Below are 21,265 nucleotides of genomic sequence, written 5' to 3'. Positions count from 1 at the left end.
GGCTTCTCCGGAAAAGCATATTCAAGCGATAGACTGGCTTGACTTTTAGACGCTCAATGGTCTGATATGCCCTGCCAATTATCGCATGAGATACCATCCAATTGTTCAAGCACTCGCAACTCGAATCTGTAAAAGCTTGGCTCAATCACCCCGCGCATTCAGCCATGCCGCTTCACGCGCGTATTCAACGGGCGATCCGGCAATTGATCGTGGATGGTACACTCAGTCGTGGCAAACCACTTCCGGCCTCACGCGCGCTCTCACAATCACTGGGCGTTTCTCGCGATACGGTCGAAGCCGCCTATGCGCAGCTTCATGCAGAAGGTTTCATCGAGCGTCGCGTCGGCAGCGGTAGTTTCATCTCGCAAATTTCCGAGCTTTCTGTCGGTCGTCGACTGACGAAACGCTCTCCTAAACCAAAAGATCAATCGCCCGAACTCAGCAAACGTGGCAACGCGTTGTTGCAGAGCGGCGGTGTGCGCGAGACTTTGACACCGCGCCCTTTCGCCCCCGGTATCCCCGACACACGAAATTTCCCACTTGCACTTTGGGAGCGTTTACAAAGACAAGTTCTCAAAGAGATCGGGCCGCAAACACTTTTGCATGGAGACCCGCAAGGGGTTGAACAACTACGACAGGCAATTGCGGACTATATAAATCTCGAACGCGGGGCACGTGCCACTGCCGAGCGTGTGCTGATACTCACGTCGTCGCAACAAGCCCTAACATTGTGCGCGAATGTGCTGTTTGATCCGGGTGAGCGCATTTATATCGAAGACCCGGCCTATTATGGAGCCCGCAAGGCATTTGATGCTGCCGGGTTGAATTGCGTACCCATTGCGCTGGATCAACAAGGCATAAATATCGAGCCTATCATCAATGATCCCAATCCAGCACGCGCTGTCTTCCTCACACCATCACATCAATTCCCGACGGGTGCAACCTTGGCCTTGGACCGCCGGCTTGCATTGATCGAATGGGCGAAGCGTCATCGGGGCTTGTTAATTGAGGATGACTACGACAGTGAGTTTCATTATGAGGGCAAGCCCACAGCCTGCATGCAAGGCCTCGATCAGTATGACAGAACCATATATATCGGGACTTTTACCAAGTCGCTCTTCCCGGGATTACGAATAGGCTATGCCGTATTGCCCGAACATCTGGTCAAACCAATGACCACGGCCCGCACGCTTCTTGATGGCCATACCGCATCCATTTCACAATATACGCTTGCCCGCTTTATAGAAGGCGGACATTTCGGAGCCTATATTCGCACCATGCGCGGTATCTATGCCCAGCGCCTTGCAATACTGACCAGACTGGTTCGCAAACATCTTTCAGGCTTTGTCGAGCCGTGCGTTCCCGTAGGGGGCTTGCAAATGCCATGCCTATTGACATGCGATATTTACGAGCACGTAGTTTTGGAAGCGGCGCGCCGTTCTGAAATTGAGCTGCTGGGGCTGTCAGCACTCCACGCCACAGGTGAAGGCAAAGCGGGGTTTCTGCTCGGCTTCGCAGCTTATACGCCGATGGAACTCGAGAGCGCGGTCAGGAAACTTGAAAAAATATTCCACACACTCAAGGGCGTTCCGTCAGCAAAATGTAGTTAAACCCAAAAAGCTTTAGCTATGTGTAAAAGCCTGCAGCGTGTTAACGCCACAGGCTGCAAGATCATCAAAACGAACGCTCGTACGTAACCCAGTTGGCTGCTTTTGCAATGTCGTCATAAAGACGACGCGCAGTTACATTGTCCTGCGCAGTCACCCAACCCAGCATATTGGCCTTGCAAAGGCCTTGGTTGAGGCCAGTAGTGGGCAAAACCGATAATGCTTTCGCCTGATAGACATACCGTGCAGACATGCAGATTATTGGATGACGGCCCGCAATTTATCATTGTGGTGGTAGTGAAAGGGACGTCAAAAGGTTTGCGCCGAAGCAGCGCCAGAAATTCCCTAATTCGCCGATTGACAAATACCTCGGCTACCTGAACATTTCGAAAGATCGTCTATTGTAATTTCTAAATAATTCTTGAACAAATATCTGTAAAAAAATTAGATCGCGTCCGTATTTTTTGTATAAAAATAAATATAATTTGACAAATCCAAGATAACCCATTAAGTATTAATTATCGATATTTTCTTGATGAGTTTTGCTTTATTGCGCTTTTAGCACTGCGCCCTGAACGGACCCCTTTTTAAAATTCGTTATAACTTTGCTTCACGCAACTGCGTGCTGCTATCTATACTTCTATGAAAGGGTTTATTATGACCACTGGAACAGTTAAATGGTTTAACTCCACAAAGGGCTTTGGTTTCATTCAGCCTGACAACGGTGGCGCAGATGCCTTCGTTCATATTTCTGCCGTTGAGCGCGCCGGAATGCGCGAAATCGTCGAAGGCCAGAAGATAGGCTACGATATGGAACGGGACATGAAGTCGGGCAAGATGTCTGCCTGCAACCTGCAGGCTGCTTAAATAGGTTTTCTCCTTTCCTTTGACCACGGATGTACTGGCACTGTTGAAAGAAGTTTACTTTTAAAGGGTCGAGTGCACGCTCGGCCCTTTTCGATATGCGTGCTTATTGAATTAATAAATTTTACAGAGAGGCTCTTATGGAACACCAACAAGACAAGTCACGAAACCTCATGAAACAACCCAGTAAAATTAATATTTCGCCTTTGGAGCATCCCCACTTAATGGGGAACATCTCAAAGCGCATTGCTTTGCCGCGCGATTGGTCAAAGCTTTCAAACGTTTTGAGACGAACTGCTGGCGGTTGTTCAAAAAGCCGAGCACGTTAGTCATAGGCTTTATTTTATAGTTGGAGAACGTCGCCATGATAACCGAATACACAAAAGATACTCTTTTTAAGCGACTTAACACGAACCCCGATGTGCTCAAGTCGCGAACTGATCACACAGCTAAGTCAATTCTTAATGAAGAAAAAACAGCGAGCTCCGCGAAGACGGATCGGTTGAGGGCAGCGAGAATAGCCCGTGATTCATCTTCCGGAGCTAGACGTTAGGAGCCATTATGCAAGTTCTCGTTCGAGACAATAACATTGACCAAGCCCTACGTGTTTTGAAAAAGAAATTACAACGTGAGGGTGTTTTCCGTGAGATGAAGGCCCGCCGAGCATTCGAAAAGCCTTCAGAAAAACGAATTCGCGAAAAGGAAGCCGCCATAGGCAGGGCCAGAAAAGAAGCGAAGAAAAAAGCACAACGTGAAGGATTGCTGCCTAAGCCAAAGAGAAAGCCGTTTTCAGGGCCTAATAAATCACCGTCTCATAGTGTCAACGCTGCAGCCGCAGCTTAAGAGCGGCCCGAAGACCGCTCCAAAACGACAAACTTTGATAAAATATTAGAGATCGACAGGCTTGCCAGATTCTTCTTCTTCGAGTGTGACGGCAACATCTGCATTCGCAGATAGTCGAACCTGCTTATCGCTTTCAATATCAGCGACAAATCCAATATCGATATAATGGTGGTGATCTTGGTGAGCCGCCGAATTATCGGTTTTCTTCAGCTTGATACGGTCACCCTCAAGATGATCAACCGTTCCAATGTGGACGCCGTCAGCGCCGATTACTTCCATATTCTCATGGATTCTATGCTGCATGATGTATCTCCCAGAACACCAATTGGTCCTAGGAGCTTATGTAGTGCTTAAACTTCTCAAGGGTATGGCTCAAGGCCAAAGAATTATGACCGAGGCCGCGTCGTCTTTTGCTCAAACACCCGATCCATGCGCTCGGTCAACCCATCGATGCAGTTTGCGAAGCTTTCGATGGCGCGCATAATCTGCGAGGTCTGCTCCTGCATCCCAGCCTTCGTGGCGAACGTTTCGGCCGCACGCAGCTTATAGTCTGACAGCTCCTGCCGCGTCAGAGCGGCAAGTGCTGTGGCTGCGTCAGCTTTCGCTCCGCACCCCGAGCACACAGTCTTGATGTGGCCTTCGATGTCTTTCCAAAGGCCAAAGAGAAAACCGAACAACATCACGATGAAGCCGACGACGCCCATGATTTCTGTTCCGGTCATGCTTCGGGTCTCTTGAGATTAAACATAGTTAATGTGCCCCTTTGTGTTCGCTTAACGTCTTTGCTGATATGATTGCAGCATGAGACAGGTATCGAATAGTTTGATTGGAGAAATTGTCGGCGCAGTGCTACGCGTTTTATGCATCGCAGTGCCGGTAATTGTGGCCTTAGCTGCTATCGTATTGATCATGCGGTACGAAGAGGGACGAACCTCATTGCCAAGAGAACAAGTCCCCGGAGTTACTCAGCCTATGGCCAACTAGCCTGAAAGCCGTACCCCGCACAGCTTTTCCATTTTCTCATTCTCGCCCAGTATCTGGCGCTTGGTTTCTGAGGTGTCATCGTGGCTGGCATAGATCGCCGGCGCCACATCACAGTAATTACCGCTTGTCGCGCATCCACTTAGCAAGCCGAGCGTCAACAGCGCTGTAATCACGACAGCTGACTTCATTTTCTATCTTCCGTGCTTTGGTTGCGGATCGTGCGTCGCGCGCGGTCTGTGCTGATTTACTTTCAGACCCTCCTTTGAGATACGCGCTGACAAGGACGGCCCGCGCCGCAGCGATTGCCACGGCGGAATTTGTCATGCGTGCCTTTATGGTTGCAAACCACGTCACGCCGCCACCCTCTTCAGCTTGAGCCTGCCTGTGTGCCAGAGCCAGAAAGCTGTCACAGGCGCCAGTTACAGACGCAAGTGCGTTAAACCCGGCGTCAGGTTTTTAAATCGGTTTTCGATTGGATGACACCTGCGGTCGCATCGATGCTACAGCTAGAACAGCTTCTCGAAGTGATTTGTTAGGCTCCTCCGTACCGAGTGCCGATAGCTGTACGTCTTCCGGCAATTTCGTCGATGCGGCAGCATTGCTGATGCTGACCCTTCCTTCATCCATGGCCTGCACCAACTCTCGCGTGCTTTTTACTACGCCGGCTTTTGCCTGGCGGGCGGTTTCGCGATTGCCAAAACCAGCCTGTTCAGCGGCAATGCCTGCGGGACGTTCAAGGCAAAGCATTTCGTTATAAATATAGTGATCTGTTAGCTTTTATTGAACTACAAAAGAGGGAAACCACTAATCAGAAGTGAAGTATATTCCTTTATCTGAAAATGCCGTAACGGATCATTTCTGATGACCGGAAATGGGGTTGCTAGCTGAATGTCCAGTTCTGATGAATAAACCATACTTTAAAAGGGTTTACTTTTCAGGGGGCAGATAAACTTTAATACAGCTTAAATGGTGAATCTGAGATAGCTTCTCCACCTACTCCTGCCAATTTATAAAAGGTTAGGACAACTCAGGTTCAACCACTATGAAAATTGAAACGGGTTGAAGTTCAAGACAAAACTGCTTGAGTGCGCGCGTTCATAAGAACGCGCGCAAGTCCTGCTTTTAATGCGTATGATGGACAGCTTGAAGTTCATAGACCGGCGTATTTATTCCCTCCATACGGGCTTTAAGCTGAAGCGAAAGATACTGCGAATAGTGTCGTGACTGGTGCAGGTTGCCACCATGGAACCATAACGCCTCCTGCTGGGTCGGCTTCCACATATTGCGTTGTTCGCCTTCCCATGGTCCGGGATCTTTTGGCGTGTCCGACCCCAAGCCCCAAACCTTACCAACCTTGTCCGCAGTCTCCTTGTCGATGATATCTTCAACCCAACCATTCATGGAGCCGTAGCCGGTCGCATAGACAATGAGGTCCGCTGGCAACTCCGTACCATTGGCTAGCCTGACACCGTTTTCTGTGATCTCATCAATTTGACCAGAGGCAAGCTTGATCTTGCCGTCAATAATGAGCTGTGAAGCACCGATATCGATATAATAGCCGGAACCGCGCCGCAGATATTTGAGAAACAGCCCGGAACCATCGGAACCGAAATCCAACTGGAAACCAGCCCTCTCAAGTGCCGCATAGAAATCTGCATCGATCTCACGGATCTTGTCATAGATGGGTATCTGGAATTCATGCATGATACGATAAGGCAGCGACGCGAAGATCAGATCAGCCTTGGCGGTGGTGACGCCATTCTGCAGGGCTTCTTCTGAATAAAGCGCGCCCAAACCATGCTTCATTAGTGGTTCGGAGCGAACAATATGCGTGGATGAGCGCTGCACCATGGTCACATCAACGCCAGCTTCGCAAAGTGCTGCGCAAATATCATGCGCCGAATTGTTCGACCCGATGACAACGACCTTCTTGCCTTTGTAGCCGTCCGGTCCAGGATGGCGAGAAGAATGCTGCTGCTCACCTTTGAATCGGTCCTGCCCTTTGAGGCTCGGAATATTCGCCTTGCCCGACATTCCGGTTGCAAAAACCAGTTGTTTGGGGCGTAGCGTGACTTCTTCGCCATCCCGGTCGATGACGACAGACCACTCCCTATTGCCTTCATCCCATGTCGCGGACTTGACCGTGGAACGCGTCCAGTAATTGAGTTCCATTACCCTGGTGTAGAACTCCAGCCAGTCGCCAATCTTATCTTTCGGTGCAAAAACCGGCCAGTTTTTTGGAAAATCGATATAAGGCAGATGATCATACCAGACCGGATCATGCAGACAGAGCGACTTGTAGCGCTTGCGCCATGAATCGCCGGGACGCTCATTGCGCTCAACAATGATTGTCGGCACACCGAGCTGACGCAGACGTGCGCCAAGCGCAATACCGCCCTGCCCGCCGCCAATCACCAGCACATAGGGCTGTGTTTCATAACCAAGCGTACGTTCTTCCTCCTCGCGCTCTTCCTTCCATGTCTTTGCACCCAGTTCCTGACCGTGCTTTGCCCCCAGCGGGCGGGTGAAGCCGGATTTCTCCTCATGGCCCTTTAATTCCGACATGACAGTCAGAAGGGTCCATATCTTGCCACCCTTCAGGCGAATAAGCCCGTAGCCGCGTGCGACTTCGGTTTCAAAAGAGATCCAGCTTTCGGTCACGCCATCGGCATCTGTTGCCGCTTCACCCGGTGCAACAAGCCATTGTGTCGGCTTTACCAGCTGCAATTGCGATTGCAGCATGTCGCGCACCTGATCATGCCCCTCGACCGTCTTGATATTCCAGGTGAAGGCAACCAGATCGCGCCAGTAACAATCATCGGCAAACATCGAAACAGCTTCATCAATCTGCCCTGCTTCCAGTGCTGCGCCGAACTTATCGAGAAAGGCCTGCACACGGACGTTTGGTGTTTTCTCTAACATTGCAATTTCCTCCCATAGATGTTGATGCTGGGCTCTCCCAAGCCCGGCAGTGAAATGCGTTACCTTTTCAAATCGATCAATATTTTAAGCTGGGTTCCCGCCGGGTCGAGCAAGCGGTCGAAACCTTCGGCAACAGCGTCCTCCAGCGCGATTGTCTTGGTAACAATGTTCTTTGCCGGGATTTGACCACTGGCGATCAGCCTTGCGACGCGCGGCCAGTAATGTGTGGGATAGGCCCAGGAACCACGAATATCGATATCCTTGAACGTGACATCAAACCAGTTGAGCGGGTTCTCATGCGGGTGCAATCCGGTCTGCACCACGACGCCCTGTTTGCGAACGGCATCGGTGCAGTTCTTCAAAGCATGTTCATTGCCGACGCATTCGATGGCCACATCACAACCGACATTGCCTTCGGTTTCCGCACGAACCACATCGCCGACATTTTTCGATTTCGGGTTGATGGTGCGAATATCCCCCAGCTTTTCGCGCGCAAGCTGCAATCGTGTTTCGTTGAGATCGGATAGGAATATCTGCGACGCGCCCGCAGCCTTTGCCGCCATTGCCACCAGAATACCAATCGGACCAGCGCCCGTGACAAGCACGCTGTTGCCAGCCGTAACGCCGCCACGGTCACAGGCGTAAACAGCAACGGCCGTTGGCTCGATGAGAGCCGCCTCTTCATCGCTGAGATCGTCAGGGATAGGTTGGACATTATAGCTGTTCAACACAGCCTGTTGGGCCATGCCGCCCGAATGCCATGACAGCCCCGCAAGCGCCAGACTCGTACTTAAGTGATAAAGACCACGATCAGCAAAATAATCCCCTGCCCTTGGCATGATGAGCGGCTGTACCGATACGCGGTCGCCAATTTTGACATGGCTGACATCAGAACCCACAGCTTTGACCACGCCACCAAACTCATGGCCCAAAATCTGCGGACCGCTTGCTTTTGTAAAGGGATGCGGTTCGGTCGGAATGAAAATTGGACCATAGGCATATTCGTGCAGATCGGTCCCACAGATACCACAGAAGTGGTTTTCGATTAAAACCTGATCCGGGCTAAGATCCACTGGCGCTGGCACGTCTTCAACGCGCAGATCCTTGGCAGCATAAAAGCGCAACGCACGCATATATTTCTCCTCCATTTGCGAGAGAAGAAAAGCAAGCGGTATGCCAGTTTTACCTTAAACAATAAGCTATTGATTTTTATTCATTTTATTTGGCAATAAATTGGGAACTAAAACCGATGCAACACGCTTTCTGCAACAGGTGTTGCAACTGTTGCAGCATCAGTGGGTCTGTTTCAGCCGGCGATGGATCGTCGACCGATTAACGCCAAGTTTGCGCGCAAGCGCCGAGATATTGTTACCGCATGCATCAAGCTGATTGCGCAATGTTTGTTGGTCATTTCCCATCAAAATATCTGTCTGAAAATGATCGGGCAGACAGTCGGTAGTGATTGTTGCATCTGTTGCAATTGCGGCTGCAACACGCAACGTATTGTCCAACTCGCGCAGATTTCCGGGCCAGCTATAGGCTGCAAGTTTCGCATTCGCCATGCGATCAATCGTGATCGTCTCACCCTCTTCTTCTCCAATACGACTAAGAAGGTGATCGACCAGTTTGTCGAAATCCTGTCTTTGCCGCAGCGACGGCAACGACAGTGTCGCAGCATTGAGCCGATAGAGCAAATCTTCGCGAAAACGGCCTTCGGCAGCAAGCGTTGCGAGATCACGATGCGATGCCGACAAAAGCCGAAATTTGACTGGCTTCGGTTTCAGCGCGCCGACAGGCTGAATTTCGTTTTCTGAGAGCACGCGCAGCAGACGGCTTTGCAGGATAAGCGGCATATCGCCAATCTCGTCCAGAAACAGCGTGCCGCCATTGGCTGCCTCGATAAGCCCGATTTTGCCCTTTTGCATGGCGCCGGTAAAGGCACCGGGAACATAGCCGAACAACTCAGATTCGATCAGTTGCTCCGGAATTGCCGCGCAATTAACCGCAATGAACGGACCTGGTTTCGCGCTGCTATCATGAATGGCACGCGCCAGATATTCCTTACCGCTGCCGGTTTCACCCTTGATGAGAATGGGAATATGTCGATCCGCCAATTTGGCAGCGCGGCCCTGTAAAGCCTCCATAGCTGGGTCGCCAAAACTCAACTGTCGCAAAGCGGCAGGCAATCGCACGGATATGCTGGTTGAAGACGTGCGGAAACTGCTAACCGGTGCAATGGCGCTTGCAAACAGCGCCAGACCATTGCGCGCCCGGAGCAAGCGCTCTCCATTAGGCCGTCCCCGCATCAACGCGGGGAGCTGATCAATATCGATATCAAAGACGTTAGAAATCGGCTGACCAATAAAGTCTTTGGTCGAAAGCGTATTGAGGTTCATTCCACGTGCGACAGCACCAAAACCGCCATGCGTCATCCCGGTTATCATGCCGCTGCCGTCAATAGTCAGTGCGGCGTCAGGATCAACATCGAGGAAATCCGGCAGTTTTGCCAAACGCAGAACCCAGTCCTCGCGGGCTCGGGTCATCAGATTGGCAAGTTCAATGCGACGCGCCGTGGAAGCCACGAGATGCAATGCAAGCTGTTGGCTGGCTTTGGCAGTGGGTGAGCGCAATTGCGATATGTCGAGCACTGCCGATAGATCGCCCAGAGTGTCGAAAATTGGAGCGGCTGTGCAGGTTAATCCAATGTGTGAGGCATCGAAGTGATCGTCCTGATGAATAATGACTGGCTTTCCCGATACGATACAGGCGCCCACTGCACAGGTTCCGGCACGATCTTCCGACCACTCCGATCCAAGATAAAGCCCTGCCTTGCGCAGATGGTTATCAAAGGTCGGATCCCCCATAAACTCAACGGTGACGCCGCGGGCATCCGACAACAACAGGACATAGCTCTGATCTGCAACCTGCCGGAAAAGTCCTTCAAGGCCAGTTCTGCCAATCCGGATAAGTTCTTCTGACTGTTCACGATGCTCACGCAGCAGCGTGTCAGGCACGATATAAGCCTCCTGCGATCTAGCAGGATTAAGCTGATAATCGTTGAGACAACGAAGCCAGGATTGAATGACAGGTCGATCACGATCAGACGCACCGCCCATAGCGACGCGTTCAATCTCCCTGATGTGCGACAGTGCCGACACCATATTGCTCCTCCTCCAACCAAATGCTGGCATAAGAAAAGCCAAGACTCAAGGCGGAAGAAGGCGTCAGCCAATAATCAGAGATATTAGGCAGCTTCAGCGACAAAGCGACTAAAGCTGCCTTACACGTATTAAACGCCGTATTTGGATTCAACCGGCCAAACCGACTGCAATTTTTCGCCGCCAAGAATACGATCTCGCGCGGCCGCTTCATTTGCACCCAATTGGTCTGCCTGATCTGCAACCTTCGACAGCATAGCTTTTGGAATAACTACGACACCATCGATATCAGCGAAAATCACATCGCCGGGATTAATCTTAACGCCAGCAATTTCGATTTCGACTTGAGAGCGCTTTGGCTCCATTTTGCCCGAAACAGAAACAGGCGACCGTGCACGACCAAACAGCGGATAACCAAGGCCACGAACCTGTGCGATATCTCGCACCGTTCCATTCACAATCGTCGCTGCAGCACCGCGTGTTTTCGCGCCTGAGCTCATCAATTCACCAGAACATGAGCCCTGAGCACAAGATGAATCGACAACGATAATTCCACCCTCTGGTGTGCAATCAATTGCGTGATGATAGGCGTCCTGCGGCTGGTTGCGGCGTTCGCTTGGTTCAAACTGTACGGTCACTGCCGGGCCGCATACAACCTGGCCAGGCTCTAATACGCCTTGCAACGAAATGCCATCAAGATAGCCCCAGCCGCCGAGTTGTTCGAGGCTGTCGTGGACATCGCCGGAATACCACTTTGATAGACGCTTGATGGATTCCCAATCAGTATCTGCATAATCGAACTTGTTCATTTGCTTTTCGCCTTTGAATTCATAGCTGCTTTGTCCATGGCTACCTTGAGGTAGCGGGAGCTTTCTTCAATTTGTCTGCGGATAGAATTACGCGCTTCATCAGGCTGCCTTGCTTTGATGAGGTTGTAGATTTCCTCATGCTCTGCGAGACCGTCTTGAAGCGATTTGTCTGGCACGCGGCTCGTCACGCGAATGACATCAATGATGATCGAAAACAGATTGTCGTAGACCACATTGAGGATTTCGTTGCCGACCGAGTGAACAAGTCCACGGTGGAACGCAGCATCACTGTCGGTAAATCGCGACATATCATTGGCTTGCGCCGCCGCGCGCATTTCTGCGAGCGAATCTTCGACCTCTTGGGTGATCGTCAACTCTTCCGAGCTTAGACGCGTGACAACCTCTGTCTCGATGATCCGGCGCACTTCCATCAGTTGCACAAGATAATCGGAGTTGTTCGCGAAAAGTTGTTTCACGGTTTTGGCCAATGATCCGAGAAACTCTCCAACATCATCACGAACGACCAGCGCACGTTCACCATGCTTACGGCGAACAAGGCCCTTCGTTTCAAGAATTTGGAGTGCTTCACGCACCGAACGCGTGCTCACGTTAAAGTCTCTAGCAATGGCCGCTTCTGCAGGCAAACGATCACCGACCTCCAATTGCCCAGACAATATCTGCGCTTCGAAGTCTTCCACGACTGAAACATGCAGCTTATCCCGATCCGGAATGGCACGTTTCTGGGACTGTCGGCTGTTTGCCTGCTCTGCTACCACGCTGTAAATCCTCCATCGACGACGACGTTTGAACCCGTCATATAGGATGATGCATCAGAGGCAAGAAACTGAATAACGCCGTTATATTCATCGAGCTCTGCCTGACGATGCATTGGAACACGTTCAAGGAAGGCATCGATAAACTCTTTGTCGAAGTTTGCCGTCTTCACACCACCAAAAGAAATCAGGTTAACGCGAACATTTTTAGTGCCCCAATAGGTGCCAAGATATCGAGTCAGATTGACCAGCCCCGACTTGGAGGCTGCATAGGAAATTGCCTTGATGAACGGTTCGCCATCGCGAGCTTCGCGATATGCATAAAGTGCCTGATTGGGAGAGACAATTCCGTAAATCGAACCAACATTGATGATGCTTCCACGCTTCGCATCAGCCATCTTGGAACCAATCACCTGACAGCAGAGCATAACACCCGTCAGATTGGTTTCAATGATTTCGTTCCAATATTCCTGCGGGTAAATTTCAAAAGGGCTGTTCTGATCAGCCGAACCCGATGGCTTGGAGTCAATACCCGCATTGTTTACGAGAATATGCGGTACGCCCCAATCTTCAATCAGTTGATTGCTTGCCTGTTCCAAAGCGCTCTTATCGGTAACGCTTGCAACATAAACGCGGATATTATCTGTAAGACCCGGGAACTTGGCACTGAGATCATCCGCACTGATTGGACGACGGCTGAAGATCGCAACCTTTGCACCGGCTTCAGCAAGTGACTTGCTGAACTGTGTTCCCAGTTGACCAAGACCACCTGTCACAATCGCGACTTTGTCTTTCACACTGAACTTATCGACCATTTTAAATCCTGATAATTCAATCATTAATATTGAACGTGTCTCGGCCGAAGAACGGTTTGCACGACCGAGTATATTTGTAAGGAAATGCCATTTTGAACGTCGTCATGGGCCAGAGAGGGCGATGACTTCGCGCCCCTCTCTGGCGCAGGCGGACTATCGGGGCAAATCCATCGTTGCGAGCTTTTTAGGATCAAGCTTGGCGGCGTGATATTTTTCGTAAATTTCGACAAGCTTGCCGTTATCGAGATTGGTTTTTACCCAGGCATCGATCCATTCCTTGAGCTGTGGCTCATTGCGGCGCATCGCAATTCCAAGCGGATAAGCTTGCGCAACAAACTTTTCTTCGAGATCGAGCTTTGGATTGGCTTTGATCAGCTCGGACAAAAGCGGACGCGAGGTCGCATAAATGGCCATCTGACCACTCGTAACCGCAGCACTGGATGTCGGATCATCTTCAAAACGCACGATCTGCACGCCAGAAACATCAGCCGTCTTTTCCGTGAGATTTGTGTCGTTAACAGTGCCGCGTGTGACAGCAACCGATGAACCTGCCAAATCGGCATATGTCTTCACATTGGATTCTTTGGGTGCAGCCACCACGATAGCGGTTTCAGCATAAGGCACACTAAAATCAACCACTTCAAGCCTCTCTTTGGTGATCGACAGAGTTGAGACAGCCAAATCAGCCTTACCAGAGACCAGGAACGGAATGCGCCCTGACGTCGGCACTGTCAGAAATTCGATTTCGACGCCCAAATCCTTGGCAAGCAATTTGGCAGTCTCAACCTCGGAGCCTGTTGGCTCAAACTTGGCATCGCGCATGGCATAGGGCGGATTTCCGAGATCGATTGCGACTTGTAGCTTACCCTTTTCGCGAATGCTTTCGAGCTGATTAGCGAAGGACGGTTGCAAGGAAAGCGCAACAAAGCTTAATCCAAGCCCCAGTGTAGTAAGCATTCTTCTTCTATTAAAAACAGTCATGTTTCCTCCTCCAGGAAATGTTGAAAATTGCTAAGACGCTCCTCTACGCCAAAGCAAACATCAGTGATGTGCGCCAACGAAATTCTTCAGTTCCGGTGTCGTTGGATTGCGTAGAATGTCGGGGCTGCCCTGTTCGCAAATCTTGCCCTGGTGCATAAACACAACCGTGTCTGCGACCCGTTTTGCAAAATCCATCTCGTGCGTTACGAGCAGCATCGTCATTCCATTGCGCGCCAAGTCTTCAATGACTTTGAGGACTTCGCCTGTCAGCTCTGGATCGAGTGCGGATGTCACCTCATCAAACAGCATGACTTTTGGTTTCATCGCCAAAGAGCGCGCAATCGCGACGCGTTGCTGTTGTCCACCGGAAAGTTGCTCAGGATAATTGTCGATTTTCTCGGCCAAACCGACCTGACGCAACACCATTTCAGCCAGTTCTCTGGCCTCTGTGCGGTTGAGCTTTTTAACCCAGCGAAGCGCGAGCGTGATGTTCTGTTCGACCGTTAAGTGCGGAAACAAATTATAGCTCTGAAAGACAATCCCCACGTCCTGACGCAGCGAGCGCACATTGAGTTCAGGATCGTTGACATGATGATCGCAGACCCAAATATCACCGCTATTAATAGTCTCCAGCCGATCAACGCAGCGCAAAGCCGTACTCTTGCCTGATCCGCTGCGCCCGATAAGTGCAACGACCTGACCCTTTTCAATTTCAAGATTGATCCCTTTGAGGACGGGTAACGAGCCATAGCTTTTATGGACATCAACAAACTTAACGATGGCTGACATTATACATCCTCTCAAATTTGCGACTTGCCGCCGAAAGTGGGAAGCAGATGCAAAAATAGAACAAAGCAATCACGAGATAGGTGGTGAAGGGCTGGAAAGTGGAGGCGTTAATTTCTTTGCCGATATAGGTCATTTCCGCCATGCCGATGATCGATGCAAGCGAAGTATTTTTCACAATCTGCACCATGAAACCGACCGTAGGTGGTGTCGCAATGCGAACTGCCTGCGGAACGATTACCAACCACAGTCCTTGCAATCCTGTCAGTGCAAGGCAATCGGACGCTTCCCATTGCGTGCGCGAAACCGATTGCAAACTGCCGCGCCAGATTGCACCAAGAAAGGCGCTCGCGAAGATCGTCATGGCGATGCTGGCCGCGAACAGCGACGACACTTCAATGTTGAGGATTGGCAGTCCAAAATAAACCAGAAACATCAGGATCAGGACTGGTGTGCCCTGCACGAGCACAATGTAAGCGTCCGCCAATCGAACCAGCGCCTTGTTTTTCGAAATGCCTGCAAGAGAAACTGCAAACCCAAAAATCCCGCCAAAAACAAAACTAATGACCGATAAAACAACAGTCCAAACAAGTCCTTGCAGCAGAACTTCAACATGCAGCCAGGAGAAAGATGTAAACATTGCGTCCTCCTAGAGATTGGTGCCAAGACGGCGTTTGCGAGGGAAAAAGCCCAGCGCAAGAAGCTTGAACAGGCCGCGCATAAGAAACGAGAGCAGCAGATAAATCACGAGAATGACCAGATAGACTTCAAACGATCGGAAGGTTATCGATTGTATCCGCGCTGCTGCACCCGTGAGTTCTTCCGCAGAAATCTGGGACGCCACACTTGTTGCCAGCATCAGTAGAACATATTGGCTAACCAGCGATGGATAGACGCGCTCCAGCGCTGGCGGGAGCATCACGCCAGCCAGCATTTGCAAGCGGCTCAAACCAAGCGTGTCGGCAGCTTCCAACTGCCCCTTATTGATTGACTGCAAACCCGCACGGATGATCTCGCTGGAATAGGCACCAACATTGATGGTCAGACCGATCAACGCGGAAGCTTGCGCAGAGAACTTCAGACCCAGAGAAGACAGCCCGAAATACACCAAAAACAGCTGGATAAGCAGCGGCGTGTTGCGGATGGCCTCAACATATATCGCCACGATAATCCGCAAGAAGCGATATTTGCTGATGCTGGCTATGGCGCAAAGCGTACCCAACAGAAACCCTAAGAACGTCACGATCAGCGACATTTTTATTGTTTCGATTGTGCCTTGCAGCAGCAATGGCCAATATTTTTCAAGGAAAGCAAAGCTGAACTCATACTTCATGCGCAAACAACCCTATGCGCAAAGAAGCCCTGATCCTCAGCAAGAATGACAGCCGATCCTATGTCGCGCACGAGCGCTGACTTTTTCATAGCCGTCAGAAAACAAGCGCACGCGAGACGCGTTCGCATCATTTGATATGCGTTCATGTTTATTCCTCCCAAGCACAATTCACCTCACCTGATTAACAGGCCTCCTGGAGATGAACTCTGCCTTACACACGGATCTAAACGCATCTTATGTCATATGTCAACATAGCTAGTATTATTATGTTTTTTACGCCGAGCCGCTCAACTCAACTGTTATCAACGCCACTTGTGCGCAGCCGGTACCGATTAGAAAGAAGCGCTAACGCATTTTTTCGCTTTGCGAACATTAAATAAAAAATCTAAAATCAATTTCGCTGCACATCAAATGCCCTGCTATCATGGATCCAAACTTAATGCGCTGCACCCGAATGATGACAAATCTGGGTAATTATCAGCTCAGCAGCATTCTTATTTCGCCAGTCAACTCCACAATTGAAGCAACAATTATATTCATTCACGGTGCCAGCTGCAGCCTTTTGGATCCATATTTTACGTTCTCGGACCTATGCCTGCAAAACATGCAAATGCTTTTTGTAGACCGGCCAGGACATGGACAATCCGAACAGGGACCTGCTGAAAATATTCGCCCGGATGCGCAAGCAGATGCCATAGCCAGACTTATGCAGATACGCGGTATCGATAATGCAATCATCGTAGGCCACTCTTACGGTGGAGCGGTCGCAGCTGCATTGGCTGTTCGTCATCCTGAACGAGTAGTAGGCTTGATTTTACTCTCGCCGGCTGCCTATCCGTGGGTTGGCGGTATTTCCTGGTACAACAATGTGGCTCAGCTGCCTGTCATTGGAACATTATTCAGCCTGGTGATAGCGCCAACGATTGGAATTCTGAGCCTGAAAACGGCCATGAAGTCGGTTTTCACGCCGAATAAATACCCGACTGGCTACATCTGCAGGACAAAGGCATGGCAAGCATTGCGGCCCCGCTCCTTCCGACATAATGCACGGGAACTCGGAGCATTATGTGAATGGGCTGAAACTGCTCATGAAAAATACAAACAGATCCTTGCGCCCACAATTATAATCACCGGCCACACCGATAATATTGTTTCGCCTGATGTACATGCGCGACGACTAGCAAAAGACATTACCCTGTCAGAACTTTATGTGATCAAAGGTATGGGGCACAAATCTGACTATGTGGCACGCAATCTTGTGACCTCAGCCATTGAGAAGGTTGCGGGGCGAGACATAGATTTGAGTGTTGTAGCGAAGCAAGTGGAGCGTCAGATTGTAGATGAGGCAAAAGAAGAAAAAGGGCCGGTTTGAAACCGGCCCCATTCCGGAAATTATGATGCTGGCAAAATAGCCACATCGCGCATATTGCTTTCCAGTTTCTCAACGGTGCCTATCTTCGAGGCAGCGCCAGTTTCGAGATTTACAGTGTAAATCGTGTTGTCACCGACAAGGTAAGCCATATTCTTACCTTCTGCCATTCCATGGATATCGAAAGCGTAAATCTCCGGACTTCCCTCGATTTCAAGCTTGCCGATTGTTTTCAGCGTTCCATCATTCGGCTTTGTCTGCTGCACGAGCGTTTTGTTGCCAGCATCGATATTGAACATGGCTGTCTTTTCAGGCTTACCGATTGAATTGGTGTAAGCAGCAGCCACAATTTTGCTTTCAGTGCCCTCGCCAGCATCACCCTTTTCATAGGCCAGCTTGCCATCGACCGTTACTTCACCAGTATCGGGGTGAACGCGATGATTTGTCGTGCCAGTCATGAAACGAAGCCGATCAGCCATTGGATTGAAATCAACAACGACAGCCTGCCCTCCAGCCATTGGCAACATCGTATTCATTTTGGCGATTTCTGTTGTCACTCCACTTTCGAGGTTGATTGCGACGATACGATGATCCCCCGTAACGCCGACAACAGTCTTATCGACAGGTCGAAAATCGATTCCAACCAGATTTTCAACACCATCAACTTCCAGTGTCTTCGTGATTTTGCCGTCATCTGTGTCAAACATCACAAGCGTCTTGTCACCGACCAGGCCAAGAGCAGGTGCGGCTATGCCATGAATAATCGAAACTCCAAGAATTGTGGATGTAGCCAGTGCCAGTTGAATGATACGCATCATTGTTCTCCTCTGTTTCGCTTTTCGAAGCTGCCGTTTAAGTCGTGGGTTTCAGCGCCTCTGATTATCAGACACATGGGAACGCCGGTTTGGATGCAGTGGAGAAAAATAAAATTTCCAATGCATCTGTTTGCGTGTTTCCTGCGTATATGAATTAGGGCTAATCTGTCGAACGGATGAGGAGATGCGTGGAATGGGTGGGCAAACGGATGAACTGGCAAAGGCGATTGCAGCCTGCGTGCGGCGTGATCGTTCAGGGCTCCGCGCTATATTTGATCAGGAATCAGGACGATTGCTGGCTGTTGCGCACCGCATTCTTCGCCGCCGCGAACTTGCCGAAGAGGTTTTGCAGGAAGCTCTCATTCGTATCTGGACTCATGCCCATCAATATGCGCCCGATCAGGGCTCTGCCAAAGGCTGGATTTATGCGATTGTGCGCAACCGTGCCTTGAATGCTCTGCGCGATGGTAAACGTGAGCAAACAGTTGATGATGTTGACGCTTTAAACGAAACTGAGCGTTCAAATGAAATTCTGACGGCGTGGCATCAGCTTGATCAAACAAGCCAGCTAAAGGAATGTCTCGACGCTCTCGACAAAGACAAGCGGGATGGAATCCTCATGGCATATGTCGGAGGTTACACGCATGGTGAAATCGCCGGCAGATTACAAACACCGTTGGGAACCGCAAAATCCTGGGTAAGACGAGGTCTGAGCGCATTGCGGGCATGTATGACATGATAAAATCATTCGATAATATCCCAGAAGTTGCCGACGAGTACGTGCTCGGTCTACTTAATCCAGACGAAGTCCTTCACGTCGAAGCCGAAATTATCCGCAATGAGGAGCTAAAACAGGCAATTGCCCGCAGTCGTGAACGATTTTTGGAGCTGGATACATCCATAACACCGATGACCGTTGATGAACGCGGCTGGGAAACTGTTCAAAATCAGCTTTCTGATGGTAGTATCCCTCTGATAACGCCTGCCAGAATTGCCAACGATAATAACTTTGTTGCTAATCGCTGGCGATTTGCTGCGCTCTCAGCATCTGCCGCATCTATCCTGCTTGCTGTCGGTCTCGGATGGTCGCTCACGAGAACAATTGAGCCGGTCGTCATTGCTGTTTTGCTGGATGATAATGGAGGCGTTCAGGCCATCGTTGAAGATTTTGGCAATGAAAATGCCCGCGTGCGGCTATTAAACAATGTCGAAATTCCATCAGGTAAAACCATTCAGGTCTGGACACTTCCGTCACAGGACATGGGTCCTGTCTCAATGGGTTTGCTTGAAGGTGCGCAATCCGCCGAGCTGAAGGCACCAGATCTACCGTTGCCGCGTGGCGAACAACTCTATGAACTCACGCTAGAGCCTGCTGGCGGTTCGCCCACAGGGCGGCCAACTGGACCGATTCTTTCCAAAGGATTCGCAAAAATCCCGCTATAAACGCAATCCAACTAACACTAACACGTCTCTCGCGAATTCGAATTCACGAGCATGTGTCTTCTTTTAAGGCATTTAAACTTTCGTCGAACCGGCTATCTCGTGCCATTCGGTTACATTGCTAAAATATGTTTGCAAAGGAACCCATCATAAAAGTTAAAGTCTTTTGTAGTCACCCGCACATCTGGTTCTCTGGAAAAAGATTTGAAATTCGGCAACCCGTTCAGTGTTCGGCAAATGCCAGAGTGAGGATTCGGTCTTCGGTCATCTCGCTTCGCTCAAGCATGCCGGCCAATCTGCCTTTCGAGAGGATAGCTACTCGATCACATAGCGCTAAGATTTCTGGTACTTCCGACGAGGCCATCAGCACAGTTAATCCATTCTCCGCAGCCTCAGAGATGATTGTGTAAATATCGGCTTTAGCGCCAACGTCAACGCCGTGGGTAGGCTCATCCAGAAGAAGAATACGTGGCTCCGTCAGAAGGGCTCGTGCGAAAATAACCTTCTGCTGGTTGCCACCCGACAATGTAGCAATAGGCTGTAGATCGTTCACCATACGAATACCCAGACTGCGCGTAAAGCCAGCCATTCGGGCCGCTTCGCCACGCCGGTCCGAAAATATGCTTCCTGCGAACCTGCGCATGCTCGATATTGCGGCGTTGGCACGAACGCTGTGTTGCGGGAGAATTCCGGCAGTCTTTCGGCCCTCCGGTACGAGAGCCACACCGCTTCTGACAGCGTCGCTCGAGCTTTTGGGCGAATACGTGGCCCCAGAAAGTTCGATCTTTCCGCTAACGAGAGGTTTGACGCCATGAATCAAATCAAGCAATTCGGTCCGGCCAGCTCCCACGAGTCCGAAAAGACCTACTATCTCTCCTTTGTGGACCGAAATATCAACATCTCGAACAAGGCTGCCATCGGACACTGAGTTCAAGGATATGGCGACGTGAGTTCGGTCAATCGCCCGTGGTCGATACGCATAAATCGCGGGCTTGCCCGTCATATCGGTAATAAGTTGTTCTCGTGTGGTCTTCTGCGGGATACGTTCGCTAACAATGGAGCCATTACGCAGGACAACAAGTCTGTCGCAAAGAGTCAGAGCCTCCTCAAGCCGATGCGTGATGAAAATTATGGCAGTGCCAGCTGCTCGTGCAGCGCGCACATACAAGACGAAACTCTCAACCTCATGCGGCGTAAGAGAAGACGTTGGTTCGTCAAGAATTAGAAGTCGAGGGTTTCGCGCGGCAGCTTTGGCAATTTCAACAAGCTGCTGTTCACCGGCACGCATTGATCCTGCATCCTTAGAGGGGTCGATGTGGCCAGCACCAATCCGTTCGAGAAGCGCTTGAGAAGCCGCTTTCATTGCTCGGAAGTCAACAAAGCCCCGCTTTTTTGGGAAGCGTCCAAGATGGAGGTTTTCCGCAACAGACAGGGCTCCAACCACCGATAGCTCCTGATGAACGAAGCTGATCCCCGCATCAATGCCATCGCTGACGGTCTTAAAATCAATAGCGTTTCCGGCTAGTTCGATGGATCCAGTGTCGGCGACGAGCCCTCCAGAGAGAATATGCATAAGAGTTGACTTGCCAGCGCCATTCTCACCCAGTAGCCCGACGACCTCACCAGGGTAGAGGTCAAGGTCCACCGAATGTAGGACTGGGTTCCCGGCAAAGGCCTTGGCGACCGCGCGTGCACGCACGAGCGGATCACCTTTCATGCCGGGATGAACGGATGCTGCAGGTGCGCCGATCATCGAATTGCTGCTC

Annotated in this window: 24 protein-coding genes; 6 read left to right on the top strand and 18 right to left on the bottom strand. The window is 50.5% G+C overall.

The window, feature by feature from the left end; all coding sequences use genetic code 11:
- The first annotated feature begins 101 nt into the window (after positions 1-101).
- Complete coding sequence (pdxR, locus tag WH356_RS11660; protein WP_339510912.1) at positions 102-1,610, top strand: MocR-like pyridoxine biosynthesis transcription factor PdxR; 1,509 nt, start codon at positions 102-104, stop codon at positions 1,608-1,610.
- A gap of 64 nt (positions 1,611-1,674) precedes the next feature.
- On the opposite strand, the gene WH356_RS11655 is transcribed toward pdxR, so the two are convergent.
- The gene (locus tag WH356_RS11655) at positions 1,675-1,860 is read right to left on the bottom strand and encodes a hypothetical protein (RefSeq protein WP_339510910.1); all 186 of its coding nucleotides are present in this window, start codon (positions 1,858-1,860) and stop codon (positions 1,675-1,677) included.
- A 404-nt stretch (positions 1,861-2,264) separates the two neighbouring features.
- On the opposite strand from WH356_RS11655, the gene WH356_RS11650 reads away from it, so the two are divergent.
- Both WH356_RS11650 and rpsU read left to right on the top strand, forming a co-directional pair.
- Positions 2,265-2,474, top strand: a complete 210-nt coding sequence (locus tag WH356_RS11650; protein ID WP_094507679.1) for a cold-shock protein — start codon at positions 2,265-2,267, stop codon at positions 2,472-2,474.
- A 558-nt stretch (positions 2,475-3,032) separates the two neighbouring features.
- A complete protein-coding gene (gene rpsU / locus WH356_RS11645; protein ID WP_339510906.1) occupies positions 3,033-3,314 on the top strand; it encodes a 30S ribosomal protein S21 in 282 nt (93 codons plus the stop codon).
- Positions 3,315-3,359: 45 nt separating this feature from the next.
- Here rpsU and WH356_RS11640 read toward each other — a convergent pair whose 3' ends face one another.
- The 15 genes from WH356_RS11640 to WH356_RS11570 all read right to left on the bottom strand — a co-directional run bounded on the left by WH356_RS11640 (position 3,360) and on the right by WH356_RS11570 (position 16,021).
- Complete coding sequence (locus WH356_RS11640; RefSeq protein WP_339510904.1) at positions 3,360-3,617, bottom strand: DUF2171 domain-containing protein; 258 nt, start codon at positions 3,615-3,617, stop codon at positions 3,360-3,362.
- A gap of 83 nt (positions 3,618-3,700) precedes the next feature.
- On the bottom strand, positions 3,701-4,036 hold the full coding sequence (locus tag WH356_RS11635; RefSeq protein ID WP_339510902.1) for a hypothetical protein: 336 nt from the start codon (positions 4,034-4,036) through the stop codon (positions 3,701-3,703).
- Positions 4,037-4,294: 258 nt separating this feature from the next.
- Positions 4,295-4,486, bottom strand: a complete 192-nt coding sequence (locus WH356_RS11630; RefSeq protein WP_339510900.1) for a hypothetical protein — start codon at positions 4,484-4,486, stop codon at positions 4,295-4,297.
- A 268-nt stretch (positions 4,487-4,754) separates the two neighbouring features.
- A complete protein-coding gene (locus WH356_RS11625) occupies positions 4,755-5,045 on the bottom strand; it encodes a hypothetical protein (RefSeq protein WP_339510898.1) in 291 nt (96 codons plus the stop codon).
- 375 nt (positions 5,046-5,420) lie between these two features.
- Positions 5,421-7,220 carry an NAD(P)/FAD-dependent oxidoreductase gene (locus WH356_RS11620; RefSeq protein WP_339510896.1) on the bottom strand — a complete coding sequence of 600 codons (1,800 nt, stop codon included), beginning with the start codon at positions 7,218-7,220 and terminating at the stop codon, positions 5,421-5,423.
- Positions 7,221-7,279: 59 nt separating this feature from the next.
- The gene (locus WH356_RS11615; RefSeq protein WP_339510894.1) at positions 7,280-8,353 is read right to left on the bottom strand and encodes a 2,3-butanediol dehydrogenase; all 1,074 of its coding nucleotides are present in this window, start codon (positions 8,351-8,353) and stop codon (positions 7,280-7,282) included.
- A 159-nt stretch (positions 8,354-8,512) separates the two neighbouring features.
- A complete protein-coding gene (locus WH356_RS11610; RefSeq protein ID WP_339510892.1) occupies positions 8,513-10,381 on the bottom strand; it encodes a sigma-54-dependent Fis family transcriptional regulator in 1,869 nt (622 codons plus the stop codon).
- A gap of 128 nt (positions 10,382-10,509) precedes the next feature.
- Positions 10,510-11,187 carry an RraA family protein gene (locus tag WH356_RS11605; protein WP_339510890.1) on the bottom strand — a complete coding sequence of 226 codons (678 nt, stop codon included), beginning with the start codon at positions 11,185-11,187 and terminating at the stop codon, positions 10,510-10,512.
- On the bottom strand, positions 11,184-11,963 hold the full coding sequence (locus tag WH356_RS11600) for a FadR/GntR family transcriptional regulator (protein WP_339510888.1): 780 nt from the start codon (positions 11,961-11,963) through the stop codon (positions 11,184-11,186). Before WH356_RS11600 ends, WH356_RS11605 begins: the two co-directional genes overlap by 4 nt.
- Positions 11,957-12,775 carry an SDR family oxidoreductase gene (locus WH356_RS11595; protein ID WP_339510886.1) on the bottom strand — a complete coding sequence of 273 codons (819 nt, stop codon included), beginning with the start codon at positions 12,773-12,775 and terminating at the stop codon, positions 11,957-11,959. The genes WH356_RS11600 and WH356_RS11595 overlap by 7 nt, the downstream gene beginning before the upstream one ends.
- A 153-nt stretch (positions 12,776-12,928) precedes the next feature.
- Positions 12,929-13,756: a transporter substrate-binding domain-containing protein gene (locus WH356_RS11590; RefSeq protein ID WP_339510884.1), complete on the bottom strand. Its 828-nt coding sequence runs from the start codon at positions 13,754-13,756 to the stop codon at positions 12,929-12,931.
- Between the two features lie 60 nt (positions 13,757-13,816).
- Positions 13,817-14,545: an amino acid ABC transporter ATP-binding protein gene (locus WH356_RS11585; RefSeq protein WP_339510882.1), complete on the bottom strand. Its 729-nt coding sequence runs from the start codon at positions 14,543-14,545 to the stop codon at positions 13,817-13,819.
- Positions 14,529-15,182, bottom strand: coding sequence for an amino acid ABC transporter permease (locus WH356_RS11580; protein ID WP_339510880.1), 654 nt, complete (start codon positions 15,180-15,182; stop codon positions 14,529-14,531). Before WH356_RS11580 ends, WH356_RS11585 begins: the two co-directional genes overlap by 17 nt.
- Positions 15,183-15,191: 9 nt before the next feature.
- Positions 15,192-15,875, bottom strand: coding sequence for an amino acid ABC transporter permease (locus WH356_RS11575; RefSeq protein WP_339510878.1), 684 nt, complete (start codon positions 15,873-15,875; stop codon positions 15,192-15,194).
- Complete coding sequence (locus WH356_RS11570; RefSeq protein ID WP_339510876.1) at positions 15,872-16,021, bottom strand: hypothetical protein; 150 nt, start codon at positions 16,019-16,021, stop codon at positions 15,872-15,874. Before WH356_RS11570 ends, WH356_RS11575 begins: the two co-directional genes overlap by 4 nt.
- 308 nt (positions 16,022-16,329) lie before the next feature.
- Here WH356_RS11570 and WH356_RS11565 point away from each other — a divergent pair, with 308 nt between their 5' ends.
- Positions 16,330-17,247: an alpha/beta fold hydrolase gene (locus tag WH356_RS11565; protein ID WP_339510874.1), complete on the top strand. Its 918-nt coding sequence runs from the start codon at positions 16,330-16,332 to the stop codon at positions 17,245-17,247.
- A gap of 20 nt (positions 17,248-17,267) precedes the next feature.
- Here the strand turns inward: WH356_RS11565 and WH356_RS11560 are convergent, their stop codons facing one another.
- Complete coding sequence (locus WH356_RS11560) at positions 17,268-18,059, bottom strand: DUF4394 domain-containing protein (RefSeq protein WP_339511189.1); 792 nt, start codon at positions 18,057-18,059, stop codon at positions 17,268-17,270.
- 193 nt (positions 18,060-18,252) lie between these two features.
- Here WH356_RS11560 and WH356_RS11555 point away from each other — a divergent pair, with 193 nt between their 5' ends.
- Entirely contained in the window at positions 18,253-18,798 is a 546-nt protein-coding gene (locus tag WH356_RS11555) for a sigma-70 family RNA polymerase sigma factor (RefSeq protein ID WP_339510872.1), read from the top strand.
- Positions 18,786-19,502, top strand: coding sequence for an anti-sigma factor (locus WH356_RS11550; RefSeq protein WP_445253661.1), 717 nt, complete (start codon positions 18,786-18,788; stop codon positions 19,500-19,502). The genes WH356_RS11555 and WH356_RS11550 overlap by 13 nt, the downstream gene beginning before the upstream one ends.
- Positions 19,503-19,722: 220 nt before the next feature.
- On the opposite strand, the gene WH356_RS11545 is transcribed toward WH356_RS11550, so the two are convergent.
- On the bottom strand, positions 19,723-21,252 hold the full coding sequence (locus WH356_RS11545) for a sugar ABC transporter ATP-binding protein (protein ID WP_339510868.1): 1,530 nt from the start codon (positions 21,250-21,252) through the stop codon (positions 19,723-19,725).
- Positions 21,253-21,265 lie beyond the last annotated feature (13 nt).

This window comes from Ochrobactrum sp. MYb379, assembly GCF_037479515.1.
Classification (GTDB): Bacteria; Pseudomonadota; Alphaproteobacteria; order Rhizobiales; family Rhizobiaceae; genus Brucella.
This window is presented reverse-complemented; position numbering and strand designations above follow the sequence as displayed.